This is a genomic window from Trichocoleus sp. FACHB-46 (assembly GCF_014695385.1).
GTDB lineage: Bacteria > Cyanobacteriota > Cyanobacteriia > FACHB-46 > FACHB-46 > Trichocoleus.
Genome location: NZ_JACJOD010000022.1, coordinates 159,283 through 179,510, shown reverse-complemented (window position 1 = coordinate 179,510; position 20,228 = coordinate 159,283). Strand labels below are relative to the sequence as shown.

22 protein-coding genes are annotated in these 20,228 nt (G+C 49.2%); 4 read left to right on the top strand and 18 right to left on the bottom strand.

Annotation, left to right across the window (positions count from 1 at the left end; translation table 11 throughout):
* Positions 1-6 precede the first annotated feature (6 nt).
* The 14 genes from H6F72_RS12910 to H6F72_RS12845 all read right to left on the bottom strand — a co-directional run bounded on the left by H6F72_RS12910 (position 7) and on the right by H6F72_RS12845 (position 13,079).
* Positions 7-726 (bottom strand): sterol desaturase family protein, encoded by a 720-nt coding sequence (locus H6F72_RS12910; RefSeq protein WP_190435829.1) that lies wholly within the window; start codon positions 724-726, stop codon positions 7-9.
* A 2-nt stretch (positions 727-728) separates the two neighbouring features.
* Positions 729-1,751, bottom strand: a complete 1,023-nt coding sequence (locus H6F72_RS12905; RefSeq protein ID WP_190435826.1) for an aromatic ring-hydroxylating dioxygenase subunit alpha — start codon at positions 1,749-1,751, stop codon at positions 729-731.
* Positions 1,748-2,047 carry a 2Fe-2S iron-sulfur cluster binding domain-containing protein gene (locus H6F72_RS12900; protein ID WP_190435823.1) on the bottom strand — a complete coding sequence of 100 codons (300 nt, stop codon included), beginning with the start codon at positions 2,045-2,047 and terminating at the stop codon, positions 1,748-1,750. The genes H6F72_RS12905 and H6F72_RS12900 overlap by 4 nt, the downstream gene beginning before the upstream one ends.
* A 147-nt stretch (positions 2,048-2,194) precedes the next feature.
* Positions 2,195-3,250 carry a Rieske 2Fe-2S domain-containing protein gene (locus H6F72_RS12895; protein ID WP_190435820.1) on the bottom strand — a complete coding sequence of 352 codons (1,056 nt, stop codon included), beginning with the start codon at positions 3,248-3,250 and terminating at the stop codon, positions 2,195-2,197.
* 2 nt (positions 3,251-3,252) lie between these two features.
* On the bottom strand, positions 3,253-4,524 hold the full coding sequence (locus H6F72_RS12890) for a P-aminobenzoate N-oxygenase AurF (RefSeq protein ID WP_242016911.1): 1,272 nt from the start codon (positions 4,522-4,524) through the stop codon (positions 3,253-3,255).
* The gene (locus tag H6F72_RS12885; protein WP_190435818.1) at positions 4,521-5,468 is read right to left on the bottom strand and encodes a ferritin-like domain-containing protein; all 948 of its coding nucleotides are present in this window, start codon (positions 5,466-5,468) and stop codon (positions 4,521-4,523) included. The genes H6F72_RS12890 and H6F72_RS12885 overlap by 4 nt, the downstream gene beginning before the upstream one ends.
* Entirely contained in the window at positions 5,468-6,310 is an 843-nt protein-coding gene (locus tag H6F72_RS12880) for an SDR family oxidoreductase (RefSeq protein WP_190435815.1), read from the bottom strand. Before H6F72_RS12880 ends, H6F72_RS12885 begins: the two co-directional genes overlap by 1 nt.
* Positions 6,307-7,404, bottom strand: coding sequence for an aromatic ring-hydroxylating dioxygenase subunit alpha (locus H6F72_RS12875; protein ID WP_190435812.1), 1,098 nt, complete (start codon positions 7,402-7,404; stop codon positions 6,307-6,309). Before H6F72_RS12875 ends, H6F72_RS12880 begins: the two co-directional genes overlap by 4 nt.
* 6 nt (positions 7,405-7,410) lie before the next feature.
* On the bottom strand, positions 7,411-8,136 hold the full coding sequence (locus H6F72_RS12870; RefSeq protein ID WP_190435809.1) for a hypothetical protein: 726 nt from the start codon (positions 8,134-8,136) through the stop codon (positions 7,411-7,413).
* A 346-nt stretch (positions 8,137-8,482) separates the two neighbouring features.
* On the bottom strand, positions 8,483-9,403 hold the full coding sequence (locus H6F72_RS12865; protein ID WP_190435805.1) for an NAD(+) kinase: 921 nt from the start codon (positions 9,401-9,403) through the stop codon (positions 8,483-8,485).
* Between the two features lie 59 nt (positions 9,404-9,462).
* A complete protein-coding gene (locus H6F72_RS12860) occupies positions 9,463-10,209 on the bottom strand; it encodes a 4'-phosphopantetheinyl transferase superfamily protein (protein ID WP_190435801.1) in 747 nt (248 codons plus the stop codon).
* A 9-nt stretch (positions 10,210-10,218) separates the two neighbouring features.
* A complete protein-coding gene (locus tag H6F72_RS12855) occupies positions 10,219-11,019 on the bottom strand; it encodes a thioesterase II family protein (protein ID WP_370527496.1) in 801 nt (266 codons plus the stop codon).
* A 36-nt stretch (positions 11,020-11,055) separates the two neighbouring features.
* Positions 11,056-11,739 (bottom strand): response regulator transcription factor, encoded by a 684-nt coding sequence (locus H6F72_RS12850; RefSeq protein WP_190435798.1) that lies wholly within the window; start codon positions 11,737-11,739, stop codon positions 11,056-11,058.
* Positions 11,736-13,079 (bottom strand): sensor histidine kinase, encoded by a 1,344-nt coding sequence (locus H6F72_RS12845; RefSeq protein WP_199299064.1) that lies wholly within the window; start codon positions 13,077-13,079, stop codon positions 11,736-11,738. The genes H6F72_RS12850 and H6F72_RS12845 overlap by 4 nt, the downstream gene beginning before the upstream one ends.
* Before the next feature lie 98 nt (positions 13,080-13,177).
* Between H6F72_RS12845 and H6F72_RS12840 the strand changes: the two genes are divergently transcribed.
* The 4 genes from H6F72_RS12840 (at position 13,178) to H6F72_RS12825 (ending at position 16,824) form a co-directional block, all read left to right on the top strand.
* The gene (locus H6F72_RS12840) at positions 13,178-13,690 is read left to right on the top strand and encodes a Spy/CpxP family protein refolding chaperone (protein ID WP_190435795.1); all 513 of its coding nucleotides are present in this window, start codon (positions 13,178-13,180) and stop codon (positions 13,688-13,690) included.
* A gap of 141 nt (positions 13,691-13,831) precedes the next feature.
* On the top strand, positions 13,832-14,380 hold the full coding sequence (locus H6F72_RS12835) for a Coq4 family protein (protein ID WP_190435792.1): 549 nt from the start codon (positions 13,832-13,834) through the stop codon (positions 14,378-14,380).
* Between the two features lie 241 nt (positions 14,381-14,621).
* Positions 14,622-16,169, top strand: a complete 1,548-nt coding sequence (locus tag H6F72_RS12830) for a dolichyl-phosphate-mannose--protein mannosyltransferase (protein ID WP_190435789.1) — start codon at positions 14,622-14,624, stop codon at positions 16,167-16,169.
* A 226-nt stretch (positions 16,170-16,395) separates the two neighbouring features.
* The gene (locus H6F72_RS12825) at positions 16,396-16,824 is read left to right on the top strand and encodes a nuclear transport factor 2 family protein (protein ID WP_190435787.1); all 429 of its coding nucleotides are present in this window, start codon (positions 16,396-16,398) and stop codon (positions 16,822-16,824) included.
* Positions 16,825-16,840: 16 nt separating this feature from the next.
* On the opposite strand, the gene H6F72_RS12820 is transcribed toward H6F72_RS12825, so the two are convergent.
* The 4 genes from H6F72_RS12820 to H6F72_RS12805 all read right to left on the bottom strand — a co-directional run bounded on the left by H6F72_RS12820 (position 16,841) and on the right by H6F72_RS12805 (position 20,126).
* Positions 16,841-17,296 carry an anti-sigma regulatory factor gene (locus H6F72_RS12820; protein WP_190435784.1) on the bottom strand — a complete coding sequence of 152 codons (456 nt, stop codon included), beginning with the start codon at positions 17,294-17,296 and terminating at the stop codon, positions 16,841-16,843.
* Between the two features lie 3 nt (positions 17,297-17,299).
* Positions 17,300-19,006, bottom strand: coding sequence for a SpoIIE family protein phosphatase (locus H6F72_RS12815; protein WP_190435780.1), 1,707 nt, complete (start codon positions 19,004-19,006; stop codon positions 17,300-17,302).
* Positions 19,007-19,219: 213 nt separating this feature from the next.
* Positions 19,220-19,399, bottom strand: coding sequence for a hypothetical protein (locus tag H6F72_RS12810; protein ID WP_190435777.1), 180 nt, complete (start codon positions 19,397-19,399; stop codon positions 19,220-19,222).
* On the bottom strand, positions 19,392-20,126 hold the full coding sequence (locus tag H6F72_RS12805) for a response regulator transcription factor (protein WP_190435775.1): 735 nt from the start codon (positions 20,124-20,126) through the stop codon (positions 19,392-19,394). The genes H6F72_RS12810 and H6F72_RS12805 overlap by 8 nt, the downstream gene beginning before the upstream one ends.
* Between the last annotated feature and the right edge of the window lie 102 nt (positions 20,127-20,228).

Below are 20,228 nucleotides of genomic sequence, written 5' to 3'. Positions count from 1 at the left end.
CTATCCCTAAAAAGGCCAAAATAGCTTCTGAGATAACGTCAAATTCGTCTCAATCCCCAATGCTTCTGGAGCGCGATCGCATTCGTAATAAGTCCCATGCAATTGATCCCACAGCTTCAGATTCGCTCCATAATTGCAGCCCTGAGGTTGGGCATGATGCCAAGCATGGTCTTGGGGCAAAACAAGCCAAGGTGAAAGCCAACAATAAATCAAACTCTGAGGATCAGGAGCGATCGCACTATGTCGCCACAGATCCAAAATTGCAGTTAAGGTGACTCCCAAAACATAACCTGCTGGATGCTGCAACAGAAAGAGAAACAAGGGATGAATCCACAGATACAGAATAAAAAAGCTGCTCCATAGCGTATTGCGAGAGGTGCCCAACACGTCCATTTGAGTAACGGTGTGATGAACTTGGTGCCAAGGCCAGAAGCGATGATGGAGCAGGCGATGGTTCCAATAATAGAGATAATCTACGAAAACAAAGCTGAGCAGGAACCCTAGCCCAAGAGGTAGCTCTAAACCTCCTTTCCAGGCAGGTAACAACCATTGATATAGTTGATAAACCAATAGTAGTTGTAGAGCAGGAATCACCACTCCTTGAACCAATAAACCTGACATATCTAGCAGCCAATCTTCTCGGTTCTTCTGCAAGAGGAGATTAAAGCAGCGATCGCGAGTTACGGTCAACAATAGTAAAGTAACAAAAGCAGCAAAGATCGCCATCCCTACACCCAGAACGTGACTTGAACCGACTGATCAGGCAACAGACGGGGATCTTCACCAGCAGCAATGCGATCGCGAATCGATTCCACGAATGTATGAATCGTATCCGCCGGAGTATTAGCAAATTTCTGACCGTATTTCTTAATCACTTCTTGCTGCAAGTCCAACGCTGCCACATCCTGACCGATGATGTGTTGAGCTGTCCAATGGATGAAGGGACGCGCCAATTGATTCCAAATGCCATAGTTGTAAGTAACATCGGTATAGACCAAGGTGGAATCTTCTGTTTCTGGGACGGATTGACTGGTAATCCACAGTTGGCGATACGGCCCCATGTCATACTCGACGCTGGTGACATTGGGCATGAAGAAATAATCTGTATGGCGAATCTTGCCGCCCTTGGGATTGAGAAATTTGGCGTACCAACCCAGATTCGTAGTTTCGTTTCGGTATTCTGCCCGCACTGCTCCTTTTTGCCGCTCTACTGTCATCTCTAGCTTTTGTCTGCGAGGCGTACGGAAAACACCAGGATGTACAGAAGCCGTATGCGGAATATCAATAAAGTTCTCAGCGCAGTTCGTGACATTATTGCGGAAGCGGTTGATCACTCGTACCGTTGCCCAGCCTGGCTCTTGGTAGTGAGGCATCGGAAAGGGCTCAAATTCCTCACTCGGCTGGTCGGTCAGGCGTACATAGACATAACCATCTTGCTCACAAGTCTCGTAATGCTTCACCCGTCGAGCTTGAAGCTGCTTGAAGTCATCTCCTTCTGCTGGCACTGCTACGACAGTTCCATTGTTGTCATATACCCAGCCGTGATACGGACAATGCACCTGTCCTTGGCATACCTGACCACTAGATAGCCGACTGTTGCGGTGCATACAGCGATCGCGTAGAGCGACAGCTTCACCATTCTCATCTCGAAAAACCGCTAGCCATTCTCCCAATACAGTCCGAGATAGAACTTTATTGGGTTTTAGTTGCTCACTTTGAGCCACCACATACCAGAAATCCTCAAATTTCATATAACCTCCGTCAGAGGCGCGATCGCGATTTCTCCCATCACATCGATTTGGCAAGCCAATCTGGCTTGAGGATTCCCAGGTGCTAGCATATCCAAAATCTCTTGTTCGGCGGCACTAGGTGGTGACAGCTCCCCGGTCACGGTAACCAAACAGGTTCCACAAAGACCTGTGCGACAACCAAACAGCACCGGAGAATTTTGGACTGTGAGCTGCTCGGCTAGATGCTGGTGGGGTTCTAGAGTAAGGGATGCATAGTTTGCATTCGGAAAGTGAACCACACAACAGGACGCGTTCATGATAAAAACCAGGAGTCAAATAATTATTAATGAAATATTTTGGGCTGCACCTGTAGAGGCGAAGCATTCGGTAGATGTTCTTCCGACAACTGCAAAGGCTATAGGTCGAATGCTCTGCCTCACTACATTAGATACAAATAAAAACGTTTAAACTTCGGATGATTTCTGCTTAGAAAAACATTTTGACCAGAGCGAAGGTTTGAGCTGATTCACATAGTTCATATATTTCACTAACGGTGCATCAATACCCAGAAGCACTTGCGGATCAAACCGGATGTTGTTGTAGATCAGGCCATCTTCATCACGAAGAAAGTAGTAGCTCAGGCGAGTGAGGAGTAGGAGCGATCGCGTTACGAACCAACCCCAAATTCCTGGTCTTTTCGCTGCTACATAAATCGGTTGAATCCGAGTTTTGTTAGGCGCGATCGGTGTGTAGGCGTAAATCATATGTAGCGGTGACACCAATCGCACATTTTTCATCATGGTTAGCAATCCCATACAGCCATCGGCGTAGCGCATGGAATACTCATACCTTTTACCTAAAAATCTCTGAAGTACGGTTTCTCGCCACGTCTTACCAGGAATCTCTCCGCACATGGTGAAATCAATCACGTTACCGATTGCATTGCGATCGAGAGATAATTCCATCTCAACATTGAGCTTGTGAACCGTTCGTAAATGTTGTGCATCGATGCCATTCATCATGCAGATGTGATGATGGCAGTGCCGCTCCAAAGGCGGATCGTGCCAAACAACCAAGGATTTACCTTTTAACTCGTCAAACTCAACTACAGGTTCTGGCGCTTGGCTGTCTGGATACACCCAAATAAAGCCATATTTCTCGTCGGTAGCATAAGCTTGAATCTTGGCTCTATCTGGAATTTGAGCTTGACAAGGGATGTCTTGGCATTTACCAGCGCCATCAAAGGCCCAGTGATGGAAAAAGCAACGAATCATATTGCCATCGACTCGTCCTAGGCTCAAGTCGGTGCCCAAATGAGGGCAATAGGCATCTAAAGCTCGAACCTCCCCATCTTCGCCCCGATATACAGCTATTCTTAGACCACACAGATCAAAAGACTTTGCTCGACCAACTGATAAATCACGACTCGCACAGATGATATACCAGCCTTGAGCTACGACATTTCCATTGTTAAAAACTGGAGCTTTGAGATCAGGTAAAGTGGAAGGAATGAATTGCATGTTCAACTCGCCTCCTCCAAAACCGCGTTAGCCACTTCCGCAGGCGTGGAAATAAAGGTTGACTGCGATCGCGGCACAGAAGCAACTTCTCCTGTAGCCAAAAAATTCTGCATGGCTCGTTGCTGAGTTGCTAAATATTTAGGAATAGAATTGGCTGCCATCAAAGACATTTCCCGATTACTCTGCCAGACATAATCGAGCTTATCGACATATACCTTGTACGATTCCATTGCCTCTTGATGCGTTTGATAGCTGCGGTGCAATCCTTCGGATTCTTGAGTAAAGCAAGCCATTATCATTTCTTTAGCTTCGCGATCGCTCATCTCAAATACAGGCGATCGCAGCACTTGATAGATCGCTCTATACAGAGCTGGGTCATACCAAAAGATGCCGTTGATGGCTGCGGAGAAATGATAATGATCGCGCTGACAACCCCGCAACCCTAAGTTTGCGACCGTTTGTTCAAACTTTGTCGGAGGCTTTAAGCACTTCACGACATCATGAGACAGAATCGTAGAACTGTTGAAATGGAAACTCTCATCCAAGAAATGATAGTAGGAAATTTGGCTGGGAATCGGTGCATTCTCTGGATCAGGATGCTTTTGGTAGTAAGCGCTGAGCTTATGCTGTACCAGTTTGCCGTTCAGTGTCCGCACTCCCCGAACCGTGAAATATTGGCACGCTAGAAAGGTGTTATCTGAAGACAACAAGCCAAAACATTTGAGCTGAACCTGCTTCCACCAGAGTTTTAGGGCGTTGGTATCGGCAAAGATCACTGTCTCTGCAAACGGTCCCCGCATGGGATACGTAAAAACCCGTTGACCGAACAAGGCTGCCTCTGTCTGACTAGCGATGGTTCTGAATGCCTGAATATGGGCTCGTTCTTGGGCTGACTCTAGATCCAAAGTGTCACAGACCAAGCGGAAATCTTCTTGAGCATAGAGACCCGCCGCGCTTGTCTGGTTAAAGAAAATCGTCGCGATCTCCGCTGAGACAATCTGCGAGTAATAAGCTACCCAATAAAGATGGTTTAATACAATGCGTTGGCTAGAGCTGGCTTGCTCCCACAAAGGAGTGCCGTAAAGCAGGGAGAACTCCTCCGGGTTCCAGTATTCATCTTTGCAGTGGTCATAGTTAAAGTTGGCAGCAGCGGCATCGATCGCGGCAGTTTGATCTTGTTGCTGGTTGCGTTGGTAGTTAATTTGCAGCTTGCGGTAAACCTTTTGATTCTTCAGCAAGGTATTTGTTTGAGGGTCGTCAAATAAATTGTTCATATACATTTCTCCGCTGGGAAGGGTTTGAAAGAACCACGTTCCTCTAATTCTTGGACAATGGCGTGAGCAGTGGTTTTCTGCATCAGGGAGCGTAAATAACTCAACCGCGCCCCGCTCTGGATCTCAGTTTCTAACTCTTGCAAAACTTGAATTTGTTGCAATCGCGATAGATCTCCTTTGACTTGAGCGATCGCACTTAAGACTCTCTGCGGCCCAACTTGTACCATACGAAGAAACAGAATCAATGCTTCTACGATGGCGCTTTGGCTTGGCTTAGACAAAGATATTTGGTTAAACAGCATCAAGCCAGAACCATGATGACGCGCTTCGGCTTGGAGAAATTGCTCAAACAATTGGCCTAACTCCAAGTGAGAGCATCCCTTGGCTAAACTGCGATAGTGGCTCAGCCCCCATCCTTCCAACACCACCTGAATGATAAATAGCAAGATGGCTTTGTCCTCTGTCTCTAAGAGATCTGACAGAAACCGGAGAAACGGATCGTCTGTGCTAGTCGACTCTTTTTCTTCCCCCTCATCCTGCGGAGCAAAGAAACCTCGAATCTGAGCTAAATGGGTTGCTTCCTCGGCAGCGAAGAGACTGTAGAGCATTCGTTCCTCTAGAGTTTCTGCCAGCAAGAGCATCTTAGCCATGTAGCCCATCCCCGCTTTTTCCACGAAGTAGGCTTCTAGCAACAATCCTTGGCTAGCAATCTGCGCGATCGCCTGTTGTTCAGTTGAACTAGCATCCTGAAAGATCGCCACCCGTTCCAGACCAAAATGCGTTGCATCCCAATAAGGTTGTGGTAGTTGCGAGATTGACTGGTAGGAGTAGGAAAGCTGTGTTGCTGTGGGTAGCTGATTACCTAAAGTGGAAGCCAAAATCCGATTGAGTTTGTCTCCTTCATCAAGCAGAGGTAGATCAAATCCAGCAATGTTCGGATTCATTAAGCTGGCCTCCGTAAAAAGATCCGACGGTAGAACCGATCGATCAAGGGCAGGCGAATCCAATCAGGTACGAGCCGTTGAAAGAAATACACCAATGTTGCATCCTGTCCGACTCGTACTCGTAAGCGTCGCGATCGCCCTTCTGCCAAAGCCACCGCTTGTTGAGCCACTTGGATTGTGTTGTTGGGGGATTTGGCCCGTAATCGCTCCTTCAGCAAGTGATAATTCTGCATCTGTAACTGATAAACTTCCGAATCTCCTTCTGCCCAACCCGGATCGTGACCAAAGTTAGTGTGGCTGGCTCCTGGTTCAATCAGGGCAACATGCACGCCATGCGGCTTTAGCTCGTAATACAGACTCTCAGCCAAGCCTTCCAAAGCATATTTACTAGCGCAGTAAGCGGAGGTCAGCGGGAAACCTGTATAACCAAACGTCGAGGAGACAAAAACAATCGTGCCCTGCGCTGTCCGGATCCCAGGTAGTAAAGCTCGCGTCAGCAGCGCGGGACCATAGAAATTTACCTCCATTTGTCGCCGCAGTTGAGCTTCGCTGAGATCCTCCAGGGGGCCGAAAAAGCGATCGCCTGCATTATTTACCAGACAATCTAAATCTCCTTTTTGGCGTACATACTCTGTAACTGTCTCTCGTTGAGTCGGATCGGTGACATCCAAATCGAGGATTGTTAAGCGATCGCCATACTTCTCTAGCGATTCTGCCAGTAGCCCTCGGCGTTGGTTTGCTTGCCGCATCGTGCTGATCACTTGCCAACCGCACCGGAGAAACTCATCCACCATGCCGCGTCCAAATCCAGAGGAGCAGCCTGTAATCAGGACTGTTTTCATACAGCCTCCCAAACCCGTTCTGGCTCAGGTTGCGTCCCAGAATTAGTCTGTAGTTTTTCTGTCACAGGTGCTTGCGCTAGTTCTGAAGTTGGCTCCCAAGTTCCCCAAGCCAGCGGTTGCTGTTGCTCGACATGCTGCATGAACTGAACGATAGATTGATCCGCTTTGGTCGGAGTTTTGAGGTTGAATTTAATCGTCTGAAAGACCTGAGTATCACCTTTGGCAAAGTAGTTGCCGACTAATTGGGTAACGAATAGAATTAGTCGATTCAACAGCCAACCCAGAAGCCCAGGTCGCTTTTTGGTGATTAAAACGGTTTGTCCTTCTGTTTTACCACCTTCCAACAGCCGTAGAGTAAACATGATGTAGAAGTGGAGAAAATCGGGGCCGAGGGTGACTGTACCCGTGCTGCCATACCAGTAGCACATGCTGTAGGTGCCCTCATTTTTATAAAACGGCAGAATCAACCGCATTAGCCAAGATTCATCGCCACCCCGTGTCGTGTTACTGAAGGTGATGGCATTGCGATGCAGCGTCTCTGTGCGGAACACAATCTGAATCGGAAAGTTATGCACCGTATTGAAATGCTGAGCATCGATCGCATTGATCAGCAGCACATTCGGATGGCAGTTTTTGAAAAAATGCGAGCCAAACATCACGTCACAGTGTGTATGTTCTAGCTCTGGGACAAAGGGTAGAGATTGCTGGGGTGTCTCTCCCGTCCAAACCCAAATCAAGCCGTAATGCTCGACGGCTGGCCAACTGGAGAGTTTGGCAGGAATCATTTTCCCTAAGCAAGGCACATCTACACAATGCCCTTGAGAATCAAATTTCCAGTTATGGAAGAAACAGCGAATGCCTGTGCCATCTACTTTGCCTTCCGCCAAATGTGCCCCCATATGTGGGCAGTATGCATCTAGGGCCACCACTTGGCCATCTTGGTTGCGGTAGATTGCCAACTCTCGCCCCAACAGCTGCACAGGTTTGACCTGCCCTACTTTGAGATCTCGCGATCGCAGTGCCCAATGCCACCCTTGGATAAAGCGATCGGGATGATTAAAGGTTTCTGTCCACGTCCCAGCTTTGCTACTCATGAGTCGTTACACCAGGGCCGCAGGTTCTAGCGTGGCGAACCACATCCGCCGTCCTGCTGGCGTTAAGTTAGTTTCGGTAATCTCTGCTAAGCACACCAACTCATCTCCTTGATTGTGATGTGGGTTCTGGCTGGCAAAAAAATCAATATGTGGATCTTTGCAGCGCTCTACTGGAATTCCCTGAAGCTGTCCCTTGAGCTGTTGCGGATGGGGAAAACGGACAATTCCAGTGGTAGCGTCATAACAGTCGCCAAACTGCCGCTGCGCTAGAAATTGCATCAATCTAGTCATTGTGGGAGAGGTGAGGGCATCATAGCGAGGATAAAATTCTTGCCAAAACGTGGGTAAAAAGCGGTAGGTACGATAGCCAGAGGAGATCAAGAGCCAATAAAGTTTGCCACGAGGATATTTGCGCCGTAATTGATTGACAGAGGCGATCCAAGCCCGTGAGAGCGCTGAACTAGACCAAGCGCTGGGGTCCATGATCGTGTCGCCAGAGTAGACAACGGTCAGATCCTCACCCTCAAACTCAGTTTCATACATCAGAATTGTGGAGAAACCCTTGAGGGTCTGCGATCGCTCATCTTTCAATAAGATCACCCAGTTTTTGGTACTCAAGTCAGCTTCAAAAACCGCTCGCTTGACTCCGGAAAAATGAGTGCTTAATAGGCCATACATAGCCTCGCGATCGGCAGTAGATAACTCCGCGATCGCCACAAGGTGACTTTTCATAGTTAAAATTCACGAGATCGGGCAGTTGCAATTCCTAGGTGACTGAGATGCTGGCTATTTGTTGATAGAGTTCCCCAGAACTTTTGAGGGCCACCAAATTCAGCCAATTACTTCTCTCTGCCAACCGTAAAGCAACGGACAAAATTTGCTAGCTCACTTTGTCTGATTCCGTTATTCTTAGGAACGAATCAGCACAGACTACAAGCTAGAAGGGTTGAGTCGTTAGGGTTGGAGGAATTTTTCAATCAGTTGGGTGCAACTGTATAAAGCGTAACGACACAACCAAGCTATTGAGTCAACCTATGTTCCACCTAATAATCTGTCCCCCTCGCTTTAATTCCGGTATTTAGTTACGGTGGTTGTTGCTGTAGCGAATCCTAGCGCCAGCCCATTGCAACTTTTCTCGCAGTGTTTGGTAGTAAGAATAGTTTTCTCGCAAAATAATAAACTTGGCTTGGCAGTCTGCCACGCGCACATCCACACGCTGCCCTGGCCAAATCGAAGTTGCCATCACTCCATCCATCCAGAGCTTGGTGCTGAGGTCGTTGTCTGCCAAGGGCCAAATACTCACCACCGATCCCGGCGGCAACACAATCGAGCGGCTGGAAAGGCTTAAGGGGCAAATCGGGGTGACGACAAGCGCTTCCATCCCTGGATGCACGATGGGACCGTTGGCAGCCACCGTGTAGGAAGTAGACCCGGTGGGCGTCGCTACGATCAGGCCATCTCCCTGGTACTGATCCACTACCTCACCATCTATCTCCATTTCCAAAATGGAAGTGATCATGCGATCGGCAGAGGCAGGCTTCACCGTCATTTCATTCAGGGCTAAGTAGCGATCGCTCACTGGATCAAGATTGGTACGATGTCCTTCATACACACTTGCTTGTACCATCATCCGGGTCTGCACCGCAAAACGGTCTTCTAGCAGCCGATCCCAAACTCGCTCTGAATCGCTCAGCTCCTCTGAAGATTCGGTAAGGAATCCCAAATGCCCACCCACATTCACCGCCAAGATCGGAATGCCATCGGCAGCCAAGTGTCTGGTCGCGGAGAGCGCTGTGCCATCCCCACCTAAAACCAGCGCCAAATCGATTGGATGAGTGGCTGAGGCCAAGAACACAGGGTAGGGATTATCCTTGGGTCCGCTTGGTCCCATCAGGACTTTACAACCTCGGTCTTCTAATTGCCGAGCACATTTTTCCGCCCAGCGCCGACTGGTCGCATCTCCTGCTTTGTGAGCAATAATGGCGTTTTTCAGTTGCACCTAAATACCAATAAACTTCAGGGTTTAGCGATGCTGGCTTTCATCCTACCACTTGCCTTTCAGCCATTTAACCAGCGCCAAGCCTTGAGTTGCCAGCCTGATCCTGCTACTGCGATCGCACCTGCATAGTTAAGCGCAGGGCTGAGGTGCTGCAAAGTCCAGTTGTGGGCGTTTGACCAAGTCCCTCTGACTTCTCGCAAAGCCGCAGGTTCGCCAGGGACGAACGCTACATCAAACTGATTGAGCGGAATCGACAACCCTTGCCCCAAAGCTTTGATATAAGCTTCTTTACGAGTCCAGGCATTAAAGAATGCTTCAGGTTTGAGGGCGTCAGGCAGCGATCGCAAGATATTTTGCTCTGAAACTGAAAAGACAGATTTAGCTACCTGATCAACGGGAAAATCCGTGCGGATATATTCGAGGTCGATTCCTAGTTCGCGATCGCTCGACACTCCCAATAGAGCCAATCCCTTCGAGTGAGATAAGTTGAAATGTAGCGATGGAGTAGCTTCTAACCTGGGCTTGCCGTAGGTGTTGTAGGCAAAATGTAGTTGAACGGGTGATTGGTTGAGGTAGCGGCCCAAGATTAGGCGTAGTAAGCCTCGCGCCACAATAAAATGCTGCCTATCTTTAGGAAAATAGAATTTCGCGGCCCGTTCCTGTTCGTCGCTGGCTAGGGTTGCATGAAACTGCTCAACCAACGCTGGGTCTTGGTCTAGCACCATACACCAGACATGTACTTCATCCTGAGCCAACTTCAAATCGGCGGGTGGCGGCTGCCAAGGATTGTCCTCACAATGCTGCATTTGGCCCCCCTAACTCCTTAAATCTGGAGGGAATTTGAGAGAGGCATACTCAAGTAGATAGCTGACAACTTGAGTGAGTTCTTGGGCTAAAAGTTCTAGGAGCAACGTTTGGTCTGAGTGAATGAAAAAGTGATTACCTGGTAGCATTCGGTGAGAAAAACTAGCACTAGTTTGGGTTTGCCAAGCTTGTAACATCTCCGGAGACACATCTATATCCTGCAATCCTCCAAACGCTGTGATTGAGCAAGGTAGGGGAGTTTGAGGTGAATATGTGTAGGTTTCTAGCACCGTAAAGTCAGCCTGGAGAATCGGCAGCATTAACTCCATCAGCTCCGTATGCTCTAAAACTGCTTCTGGAGTGCCTTGTAGCCGACGCAACGCTGCGACGAATTCCACTTCTGGTAACTGGTGTAGTGGCGATCGCAAGTTAGGCAATTGAGGAGCCCGTGACCCAGACACAAAAAGATGCACCGGACATAAGTGCTCATGGGCTTGTAACCAGCGAGCTACCTCAAAGCTGACCCAGGCTCCCATACTGTGGCCGAAAAACGCAAAAGGTTTGTCTAGGTGGGGCAGGAGATCTGAGGCGATCGCTGCTACCAACTCAGGCATCCGAGTTAATAGCGGTTCGGCCATGCGTGTGCCATGCCCAGGTATCTCGATCGCGCCTAGTTCAACATCTGATGGCAAGTGATTCAGCCAAGGTCGAAAGATGAAAGAGTTGCCGCCCGCGTAGGGAAAGCAAAATAGCCGCAAACGAGCCTGAGGATTGCGCTTGGGGTAGGTAACAGAAGTCGTAGCAGTTGGCACCAATTTTCTACTCAACCAAAACTTGCCGATCTGAGTTTACAGGCTACCGCTTCCGTCATTCAGCAACGCTAAACAAGCATTGGCGAAGATAGCTGCTTGAGTGCGATCGCGCAAATTCAGCCGATTCAGAATATTAGTGACGTGATTTTTGACCGTACCTTCTGAGATAAACAAAGTCTGCGCAATTTCTCGGTTACTAGAACCCGCCGCAATCAGGCGCAACACTTCCCGTTCTCTGGGCGTGAGTTCGCTCAATCCTGGAGGCAACGGCTCAGCAGGTGAGTTAGCACTCGCACTCGGTTTCGGCCCCATGTGAGAAAGCACTTTCTGAAAAATACCTGGGCCAAATTGGGCGTATCCCTTATAAACAGCTCGGATCGCCGCAGCCAGCTCCTCCGAAGGCGTATCTTTAAGCAGATAGCCGATCGCCCCCACTCGCATGGCTTCAGCAATGTATTCATCGTCATCAAAGGTGGTCAATACCAAGACTTTAATTGCTGGAAAGCGTTGGCAGATGCTTCTGGTAGCGGCAACCCCATCCATTACAGGCATCCGCACATCCATCAGCACCACATCGGGTTGCAGTGCTTCTACTTGTTGGAGCGCAACTTGCCCGTTACTGGCATCTCCCACCACATCCAGGTCTGGCTCTAGCTCCAGCAGTGCTTTCAAACCCTGGCGCAGAATACTTTGGTCATCGACTAGTAGAACGCGGATCATGAGGGCAGTTTCGGTAAAGGCAGCTTGGCTAGAATGCGACAACCCGATCCTAGTTGACTTTCAATGGTAAAGTGACCGCCCAATGCCAAACTCCGTTCCTGCATCCCCTGAATTCCAAAGCCAGTGGTATTTTCATTCACTTCAAAGCCCTTGCCGTCATCCTGAACCTGTAAGAGCAGGATGTCTTTCGCCGTCCTGAGCTGAATTTGCACCGCACTGGCCGCAGCGTATTTGCAAATGTTAGTCAAAGATTCCTGGACAATTCGGTAGACCGTAGTTTTGACTTCTAGCGGCAGCGATCGCGTCAGTTCGATTTCGCAAGTTGGCAAAATTCCGGTTGTACAGTGAAATTCTTGGGCTAGGCGGGCGATCGCCATCTCTACAGATTGCCCTTGCAGCGGATCGGAGCGCAAAGCTGCTACAGACTGTCGGACTGCTTGCAATGCTGTTGATCCCAACCGTTTTGCTTCCGCTAGAAAGGCTTGCGCTTTGGTGGGGTTGGTTTGCCAAAGCTTTAAGGCTCCTTCCAGTTGAATGTTCAACCCTGTCAAAGCGTGACCGAGGGAATCATGAATATCGCGAGCAATGCGGTTGCGTTCTTGCAGGGTGGCTTGGTCTTCAATTCGCAGGGCATATTGGCGTAGTTGTTCATTCGCGATCGCCAGCTTTTCTCGGCTTTCGCGCTCTGCCAGCAGCGCATTAATCAAAAACAAAACCAAGATCAGAATCAACCCAAACAACAAAGCCGCATTCAACGTCAAATTGAGAATCAGAAACCGGATGCGGTCTTGCACCATCGGTCGTCCGGGCAGATTCAGCGTTTGCATGCGGTAAAGCAGCGTCAGTAGGAAGGCAGAAAACGCTAGCCCTGTCACCATCAAGCGTCCAGGCAGCTTAAACAGCAAACAACTGCGAATGACTAAAACCAAATAGAGAAACGGAAAAACCCGGATTCCCCGTGGGCTCAAGCCTCCCGCCAAAACAATTAGGCTAAACTCCAACCCTGTGTACAGCAGCTTCAGCCATCCAGCTTGGCCCACAGGCAGTCGTAGCCCCATCAGCCACAAGCCGCCAATACTCAGGAGCGTCATCAGAGGAAACTGACGCATCCGTGGCAGCGGCACAAAGAACAGCTCCGAAAGTGTCGCGACACCGAGCAGAGCCCACTCTAGATACAGCAAGAAGGGAAATGGATGAGTTGGAACTTTTAGCGGCTGACTCACGGAAGTTTGCGGATTAGCAAAATCAAGGGTGCTGCTTTCTACTGTAAGAGCACTACCTTTCCTTGAACTACTGCTTTTATGCCTGAGTCCTACGCCATCATCCATGACTAAAGTCATGCCGATTTCATGACCTTCTCCTCAGGTGTGTGGAGAACCAATTTTTTATGATTGGCTCATCCACGAATGACTGAGCTACCTCACAAAAGATTTCAACTATGAAACTGAAACTGATTCCTTTGCTAGCAGGCGCGATCGCCATGACTCTAGCTGCTGCTCCACTCGCGACCCAAGTCGTTCAGGCCCAGTCTGACACAGGAACACCGAGCCAAAGCGGTCCCCGGATGAAAGGCATGAACGCTTTAAATCTATCTGCGGAACAAAGGGCGCAGATGCAGCAAATTCATGCAGAAGCGAAAGCTCAAATCGAGCAAGTTTTGACCGCAGAGCAACGGCAACAACTGGAGGCAGCCAAGGAACAGCGACAAGCCACCAGGGCTGAAAGACAAGCAGCCAGAGCCCAGGGCCAAGCTAGACCCCAAGGAGAAAACAGAGAGCGCAGAGGCCCATTTGCCAACCTCAATCTCTCAGCCGAGCAACAAACTCGCATCCAAGAAATTAAGCAAGCGTCCCGTCAGCGCATGGAAGCAGTGCTCACCGAGGAGCAGCGGCAAACGCTGAATGAACTGAAGCAAACTCGACAGCAAAGACGGCAAGGGCAACAGCAATAGCTCCTAGCTACTCTAGCCCTGTAAGTTGGATTGTTAAGCGCTCTAAACCGTTAAACCTTTGTTGATTTTGCCAGGGGCGATCGCTGGTTCGCCCCTGCATTTTTAAGCCGACAGTCTTTGGAACACATCTGGAACACAAACATGAATGCCCAAACTGCTGCCACACCCGCATCGAATCCTAGAGTCGAAAGATTCTTTAAATTAATTGATCGCATCGCTGAGCTACGAGGGCGCAACGTCCCAACGATTGTGAATCTGACAACCTTGCGATCGCTGCCTGCGGGCACCTTTGGGCGAGCCTGGGCCGATTTTCTAGACCAGCATGGCCTATCACCACTCACCACAGGTTCTCGGCGCAAACAACTGCATGACGGCATTCATATTCTGACAGGCTACGGTAGTGACTCAATCGGGGAGGCCGAAGTGCAGGCCTTTCTGCTCGGAACCAAATTCAGCACCACCAACCTCCTGATTGGGTTAGGATTGCTGCGCCTGCTTTACCAGCAGCTTCCACAAAACCAAACTCCAAAATTTAGCCAAATGCCTTGGGAACGGCTAAAGCAAGCTTACCAGCGAGGACAACGATCGCGCCTTGAGCCTGATACTTGGCAACCAGAGCAACTTTGGCAATTACCTTTAGCCCAAGTGCAAGCTTTATTTGGCCTTGAAGCGCAACCCTCCCCAAATTGAGGCGGGTCCGAAAAAAATTAAGTTCCGACGCTAATGCACCATGCCTAGCTGAACAATTTTGGGTTAAGGAATTCTAAGCGATCGCCTACATTTTGCCTTTCTGCATCACTTCTCTAAAAATCTAAGGGAGCGAAGTGTAGGAGAAGACAAGCTTTTGCCGTATCGTTGATGGAGCAAAGTTCATTGCGACGCTTAAGCCTTACAGCAAGGCAGCAGAAGTTAGGGGATTGAGAGTTGGTTTATGGCCTGGTCTAAGCAGTTGTCTAAGCAGCCTCAGCTTTGGTTCATTCTAGGCACCGCTGGCATTTTCTTATTGGCGATCGTGCTGCGGTTCTGGGGCCTGAGTCGCTTCAACATGCTAGTCTTCGATGAAGTTTACTTCGCCACCTTTGCCAACAACTACCTGACCCAGCGGCCTTTTTTTGATGGACATCCACCCCTGGGCAAATACCTGATTGCCATTGGTATCTGGCTCGGCAACCTTACTCCTTGGGGCGCGAATGCGGTTAAAAACTCCCTCACAGGTTCGCTGCTGTCCCCTTTTAGCTACCGTTGGCTGAATGCCCTAGTGGGTTCATTCATTCCCTTGATTGTCATGGGCATTGCTTATCAGCTTACCCGTCGTCGTAGCTATGCCTTGGTTGCGGGCTTACTCTCCGCCTTGGATGGCCTATTTTTAGTTGAGTCTCGCTACGCCCTAGTCAATGTCTATCTAATCAGCTTTGGCCTGTTAGGGCAGTGGTTTTTCTTGCGATCGCTAGATCGAAGAGGCGTAAAACGCTGGTGGTGGCTGATCCTAGCAGGTATTGCCTTTGGCGCTGCTGCTGCTGTCAAGTGGAATGGCTTATGGTTTTTGTTCGGGGCTTATTTGTTGTGGTTTACCGCTTGGATCATGCGCTTGGTTGCCAAGTTTTGGGGAGCAACAGCGGACCTTACCGTCACACCCAGCGGTAAGCAATTCATTTCTCCCCTGCGCAAGCTGACTCAACTCAATCCGATTGCCGCCATTACAAGTTTGGCAGTTGTCCCAGTTCTAACTTACAGTCTGAGCTGGATTCCTCATCTCCAGCTCAATCCCAGCCCCAACTTCTGGGACGTACAGAAACGAATTTTGTCGTATCACGAGCAGGTTGGCAATGGCCCCAAAGTTCACCCCTACTGCTCTGACTGGCACAGCTGGTTTTTCATGCAGCGTCCCATTGTTTACCTCTACGAAACTGCCCAAACCACCAGCGATATCGTACCTGCCAAGCCTCCCCTACCCCAGGCAGCCGTGAAAGTGGTTTACGACATTCACGCGATGGGCAATCCCGCGCTCTGGTGGCTCTCTACGGCTGGCATTTTGTTGGTGATGTGGATGCTAGGAACCCGTTTCTACAACTGGGTGCAACAAGCCGACACCATGGACGCTACCTCTAACCCACCCTCCGACCAAGCGATCGCCACTCCTCCCCTCACTCGATCAACCCCTGGGTCGATAACTGGGTCAATGGACTTGTGGATTGGCGTTTACATCGTCGTCAACTATTGGGCCAACGTGATCCCCTGGATGCGAGTCAGCCGCTGCACCTTTCTCTACCACTACATGGGTGCTTCTGTCTTCTCATTACTTGCGATCGCGTGGCTCATCGATCGCTGGCTCCACAGCCGCCAGTATTGGTTCCGAGTTGCAGGTGCTACAGCCATTTTCCTGATCATTTTGGCCTTTATCTTCTGGCTACCCCTCTACCTGGGACTCCCCCTGTCTCCCTCCGATTGGCAACTGCGCCGTTGGCTGCCGACTTGGTAAGTAACATCAATTTGTAATTTGTGGTTCGTAATTCGTAATTTGAAACCCTATTGTTACTTCGGAGATCAGGGAAATCCATCTGCGGGGGCAAGCTTTGGTCAGTTGCTTTTCTTTAGTCTAGTTGCATCCTTTGAAGCTGAATTTAATTGATTACTGTAGTTCAGCGTTTGTAAGGAAGGCTGGCTTCACTAGCTTTGCGATTACAACTGAATTTGTAAGTCTAACTATGTCTAATTCCACTGTTCCTAATCAAGTAACTTCTAATCAAGTAACCATTTCAATCGCAGGAATTACAGAACCAACAATTCTCCGATACTTTGAAAGGCTCAACGCGGCTGATTTTGAAGCAGCAAGCCAGTTGTTTACGGCTGAGGGTGTGATGAATGCACCGTTCGAGCCACCGCTAGTAGGGGCAGAAGCGATCGCTGCTTATCTGCAAAAAGAAGCAGCAGGCATGGTGCTACAGCCTGAACAAGGAATTACTGAGGAAGTAGACAATAACTGTCTTCAAGCACAAGTAGCTGGCAAAGTCCAAACGCCTTGGTTCAGTGTCAACGTCTCTTGGCTTTTTATTCTAGACGCCCAAGAAAGAATTACTTCCGTTACTGTTAAGCTCTTGGCGTCCCCTCAAGAACTGTTAAATCTTCAGCGTTAAGGCATAAACTGCTTGGTCAATCCGTTTTTGAATGAGAATTGAGTTTAGAATTTGCTTCTTCAGGCAGACTTGCTTCTAATTTGAGACAGTTGCGGCCATTCACCTGAAGTCGGTATTCCACTCGGTCCATGAGACGGTTTAGAATTAACCATCCATAGCCACTTTCCTGCTTATCTTCCGGGGTGGGGGGCAAATAGGTGGAAAGATCAAACCCTTTGCCGTGATCCCAAATCTCTAGAGCAATGTCGCGATCTTTGAGTTCTAAGCGAATCAACACCGGTAGGTTGGGCTGATTGCGGTGGGCATGACGCACGACGTTAGAATACGCTTCGACTAACACTAGACGGAGGCGATTTGATTGCTTTGGCCAATCCACATGGTTGCCTAGCTCAACTTCTAAGGAGCCTAGCAGCCAGTTTTCAACAATAGTTAAAAACTTCAAGTCGCTGGGTACGTGAAGCTCAGTTCTCATGGACTACAGAACCTCCAGAGAGAGAATGGTTTGGTCATCTTCCTGAATGGGGTTATGCGCTTGAATGCGCTCCAGGAGGGTATTGAGGTTTAAGGGAGTTCGCTCTTGGGTGAGAAGCTGCCAGAGGCCTGTTTGCTGCAACATCGAACTTGCACTCAGAGGAGTGCCATCACCGATCCCTTCTGCGTTAACTGTTGCCTCAGTAATACCATCACTAGTCAGCAGAAATACTTCTCCTGAATTCAGAACTACATTGCCTGCCGCCGCCTTCCAAATAGGTAGAATGCCCAGTGGGACGCCCCGAGTTTTTAAGTAAGTTGGTTCTATTGGTAACGTTTCTGAAGAACTGGCTGAAATCACGGCCTGGTGAGACCATACTAGCGGATAAACGTGACCCGCATTGGCATAGACTAGCTGACCCGTGGCGGGTGTATAACGGGCCAAAACCATTGTAATAAAACAGTTGTTACTGACTAAATCCTCTGACAAGCCGCTGTTTAAGTTCTGCATCACGATATTTGGTTCAGGCGGAGCTTCTTGAGCAAGTTCTCGCCGTAGCACGGAAATAGCACTGGCCATAAATAAAGCGGCTGGGACTCCTTTGCCAGAGACATCTCCGACTGTCAACCAAATATCGCCTTGCGGATGAACATAGACTTCAAAGAAATCACCACCGACTTCACGAGCTGGATAGCAGCAGGCTTGAATCTTGGCTCCCTCAACCTCTGGCCAGCTTTGCCGTAGCAAATTGGTTTGAATTTGGCGAGCAACTTCTAGCTCCGCTCGCATTTGTTGCGTCTGCTCTTGAATGAGTTGGTAGAGCTTAGCTTGGGAAATGGCTAGAGCGGCTTGTTCTGCAACCCCTTCAATCAGTTGAATGTCTTCGGGCGGCCAGATAGAGACTGTACTGTCTTGGTAAAGTGCCAGGACGGCGAGCAGTTCTTGCTGATAAGTCAGCGGAATAACGAGCTGCGCTAGCTCAGGGGATGTCACCCCTGTAGGGGCTAGTTGAGTTTGGCGAGTTGTCAGTGCTTGATGAGTGAGTGAGTCGGCCTCAGCTTGGCTGCCAGAAAGGTAGTGACTCGAACTTAAGAGTTCTGCTTGGGTAGGGGCTTGGTAGGAAAAGAATTCTGCGGTGAGGCGATCGCTCTCAACGGGCCGCAAGATACAGCAGGTCGCCTCAAAACCACTGCCAATGGTTTCCACAATCGTCTGTAGCATGCTGCGATAGTCTAACGACTCTCGAATCGCACTCGTCATAGCATTAAATAGCGATTCGCGTCTGAGGGCTCGCTGCAACTCATTCGTTCTCTGCTTCAAAACCTGATAAGTTTCTGCCGCTTGCTGCACGACTGTTTTCAGCTCATCAGGCATCCAAGGTTTAGTGATGTACTTGAAAACCTTACCTGTATTGATGGCTTCTACTAAGTCTTCAACATCGGTGTAACCCGTCAAAACAATACGAATCGTATCGGGGAAGCGCTCGACTGTTTTGCTCAGAAATTCCGTGCCGTTCATTCCAGGCATGCGTTGGTCAGAGATGATAATTGCCATCTCTCCCTCTTGATCTAGAGATTGGAGCGCGTTGAGACCGCTGCTAGCTTTGAAAACTTCAAAATCACGCCGAAAGGTCCGATACAACAAATCTAAGTTGTCGGGTTCGTCGTCTACGACCATCAGTTTGAGCTTGCCCCCACTGCCCTGGCTCATGCGGTACTCCACTTGACAGGTTAATTGTGATGGTGGCTTGAAAGTAGTCAGAGTAACGCTATTCGACTAATAATCAAACAAGCGGACAGAACAGAGCAGCGAGTTGCAAGCTGGTCCCGGCACCTCGGCCACACATCATCTCAAATTCAAAAGTACCCTAGATTAGGGGAACCCTAACAGATGAAACCCAAATTCTAGAGAAACGGGTATAGGTTAAAACGGGTTACGCAGCGCAAACTTGAGCCTAAAAAAGTCCCACCCATAACCAACCGGAACGAACTGCGATCGCGTCACTAAAATGGGCAGGACAAAGGATAAACTCTCGCCTGGAGGAAGTTTGAGGTTAGTCGCTCCAGCCCGGAGAGTAAACAAAGTAACGGCTAGTTTAGCCAACTAGACCAGAACGGAGGGCGCGAACTGCGGCTTGAGTCCGGTCATCCGCGCAGAGTTTGTTGAGGATGTTGCGAACGTGGGTTTTCACAGTGCCAACCGTGATGTAGAGTTTTTCGGCGATCGCCGCATTGCTACAACCTGCCACAATTAGCTCTAGAACTTCTAGCTCCCGCTCGGTCAAGGGGTAAGCCTCGATCATTTGGCTGTATTCGTCATCAGCAGCGTTAATCGCAACTGTGTGAATTTCGCTAGGGATGCTGCTAACGGTTTGAGACGAAGGCTGGCGGGTTTGTTGCAGCACCACACGAGCGATCGCTGGATCAATCCAGCTATTGCCTTCGTTGGTAACTCTCAGCGCTTCTAGCAGCCTATCCACATTCACGTCTTTCATGCAATAAGAGTCAGCCCCAGCCGCAAAAGCTGCTAGAACGGCATCCTCGTTGTCATTCATGGTCAAAATCATGACCTTAGTGGTGGATGGCTCAGGGGAATCTGACTCAGCCAGCATTTGCTTAAATCGCCTGGTTAGTTCGATTCCATCCATATCGGGCAAGCCGATATCCACAATTGCTACATCGGGTTTAGCAGTTTCTAGTAACTTTAATCCTTCAGTACCGGTGGCAGCCTCACCAATAACTTTAACTGCGCCCCGTTGCTGGAGAGCGGTCCGTAGGCCCACTCGTGTCAAATCATGGTCTTCAATCAGGGCAACTTGAATTTCGTTCATAATCAGCTTTGCAATTCTTATAAATAAGAAGGTGAAAGTAGTTTTTCACACAAAAGGAACTAGCTCAAGCTTATCCGTCCGGCGTTGAAATAATCTATCTAT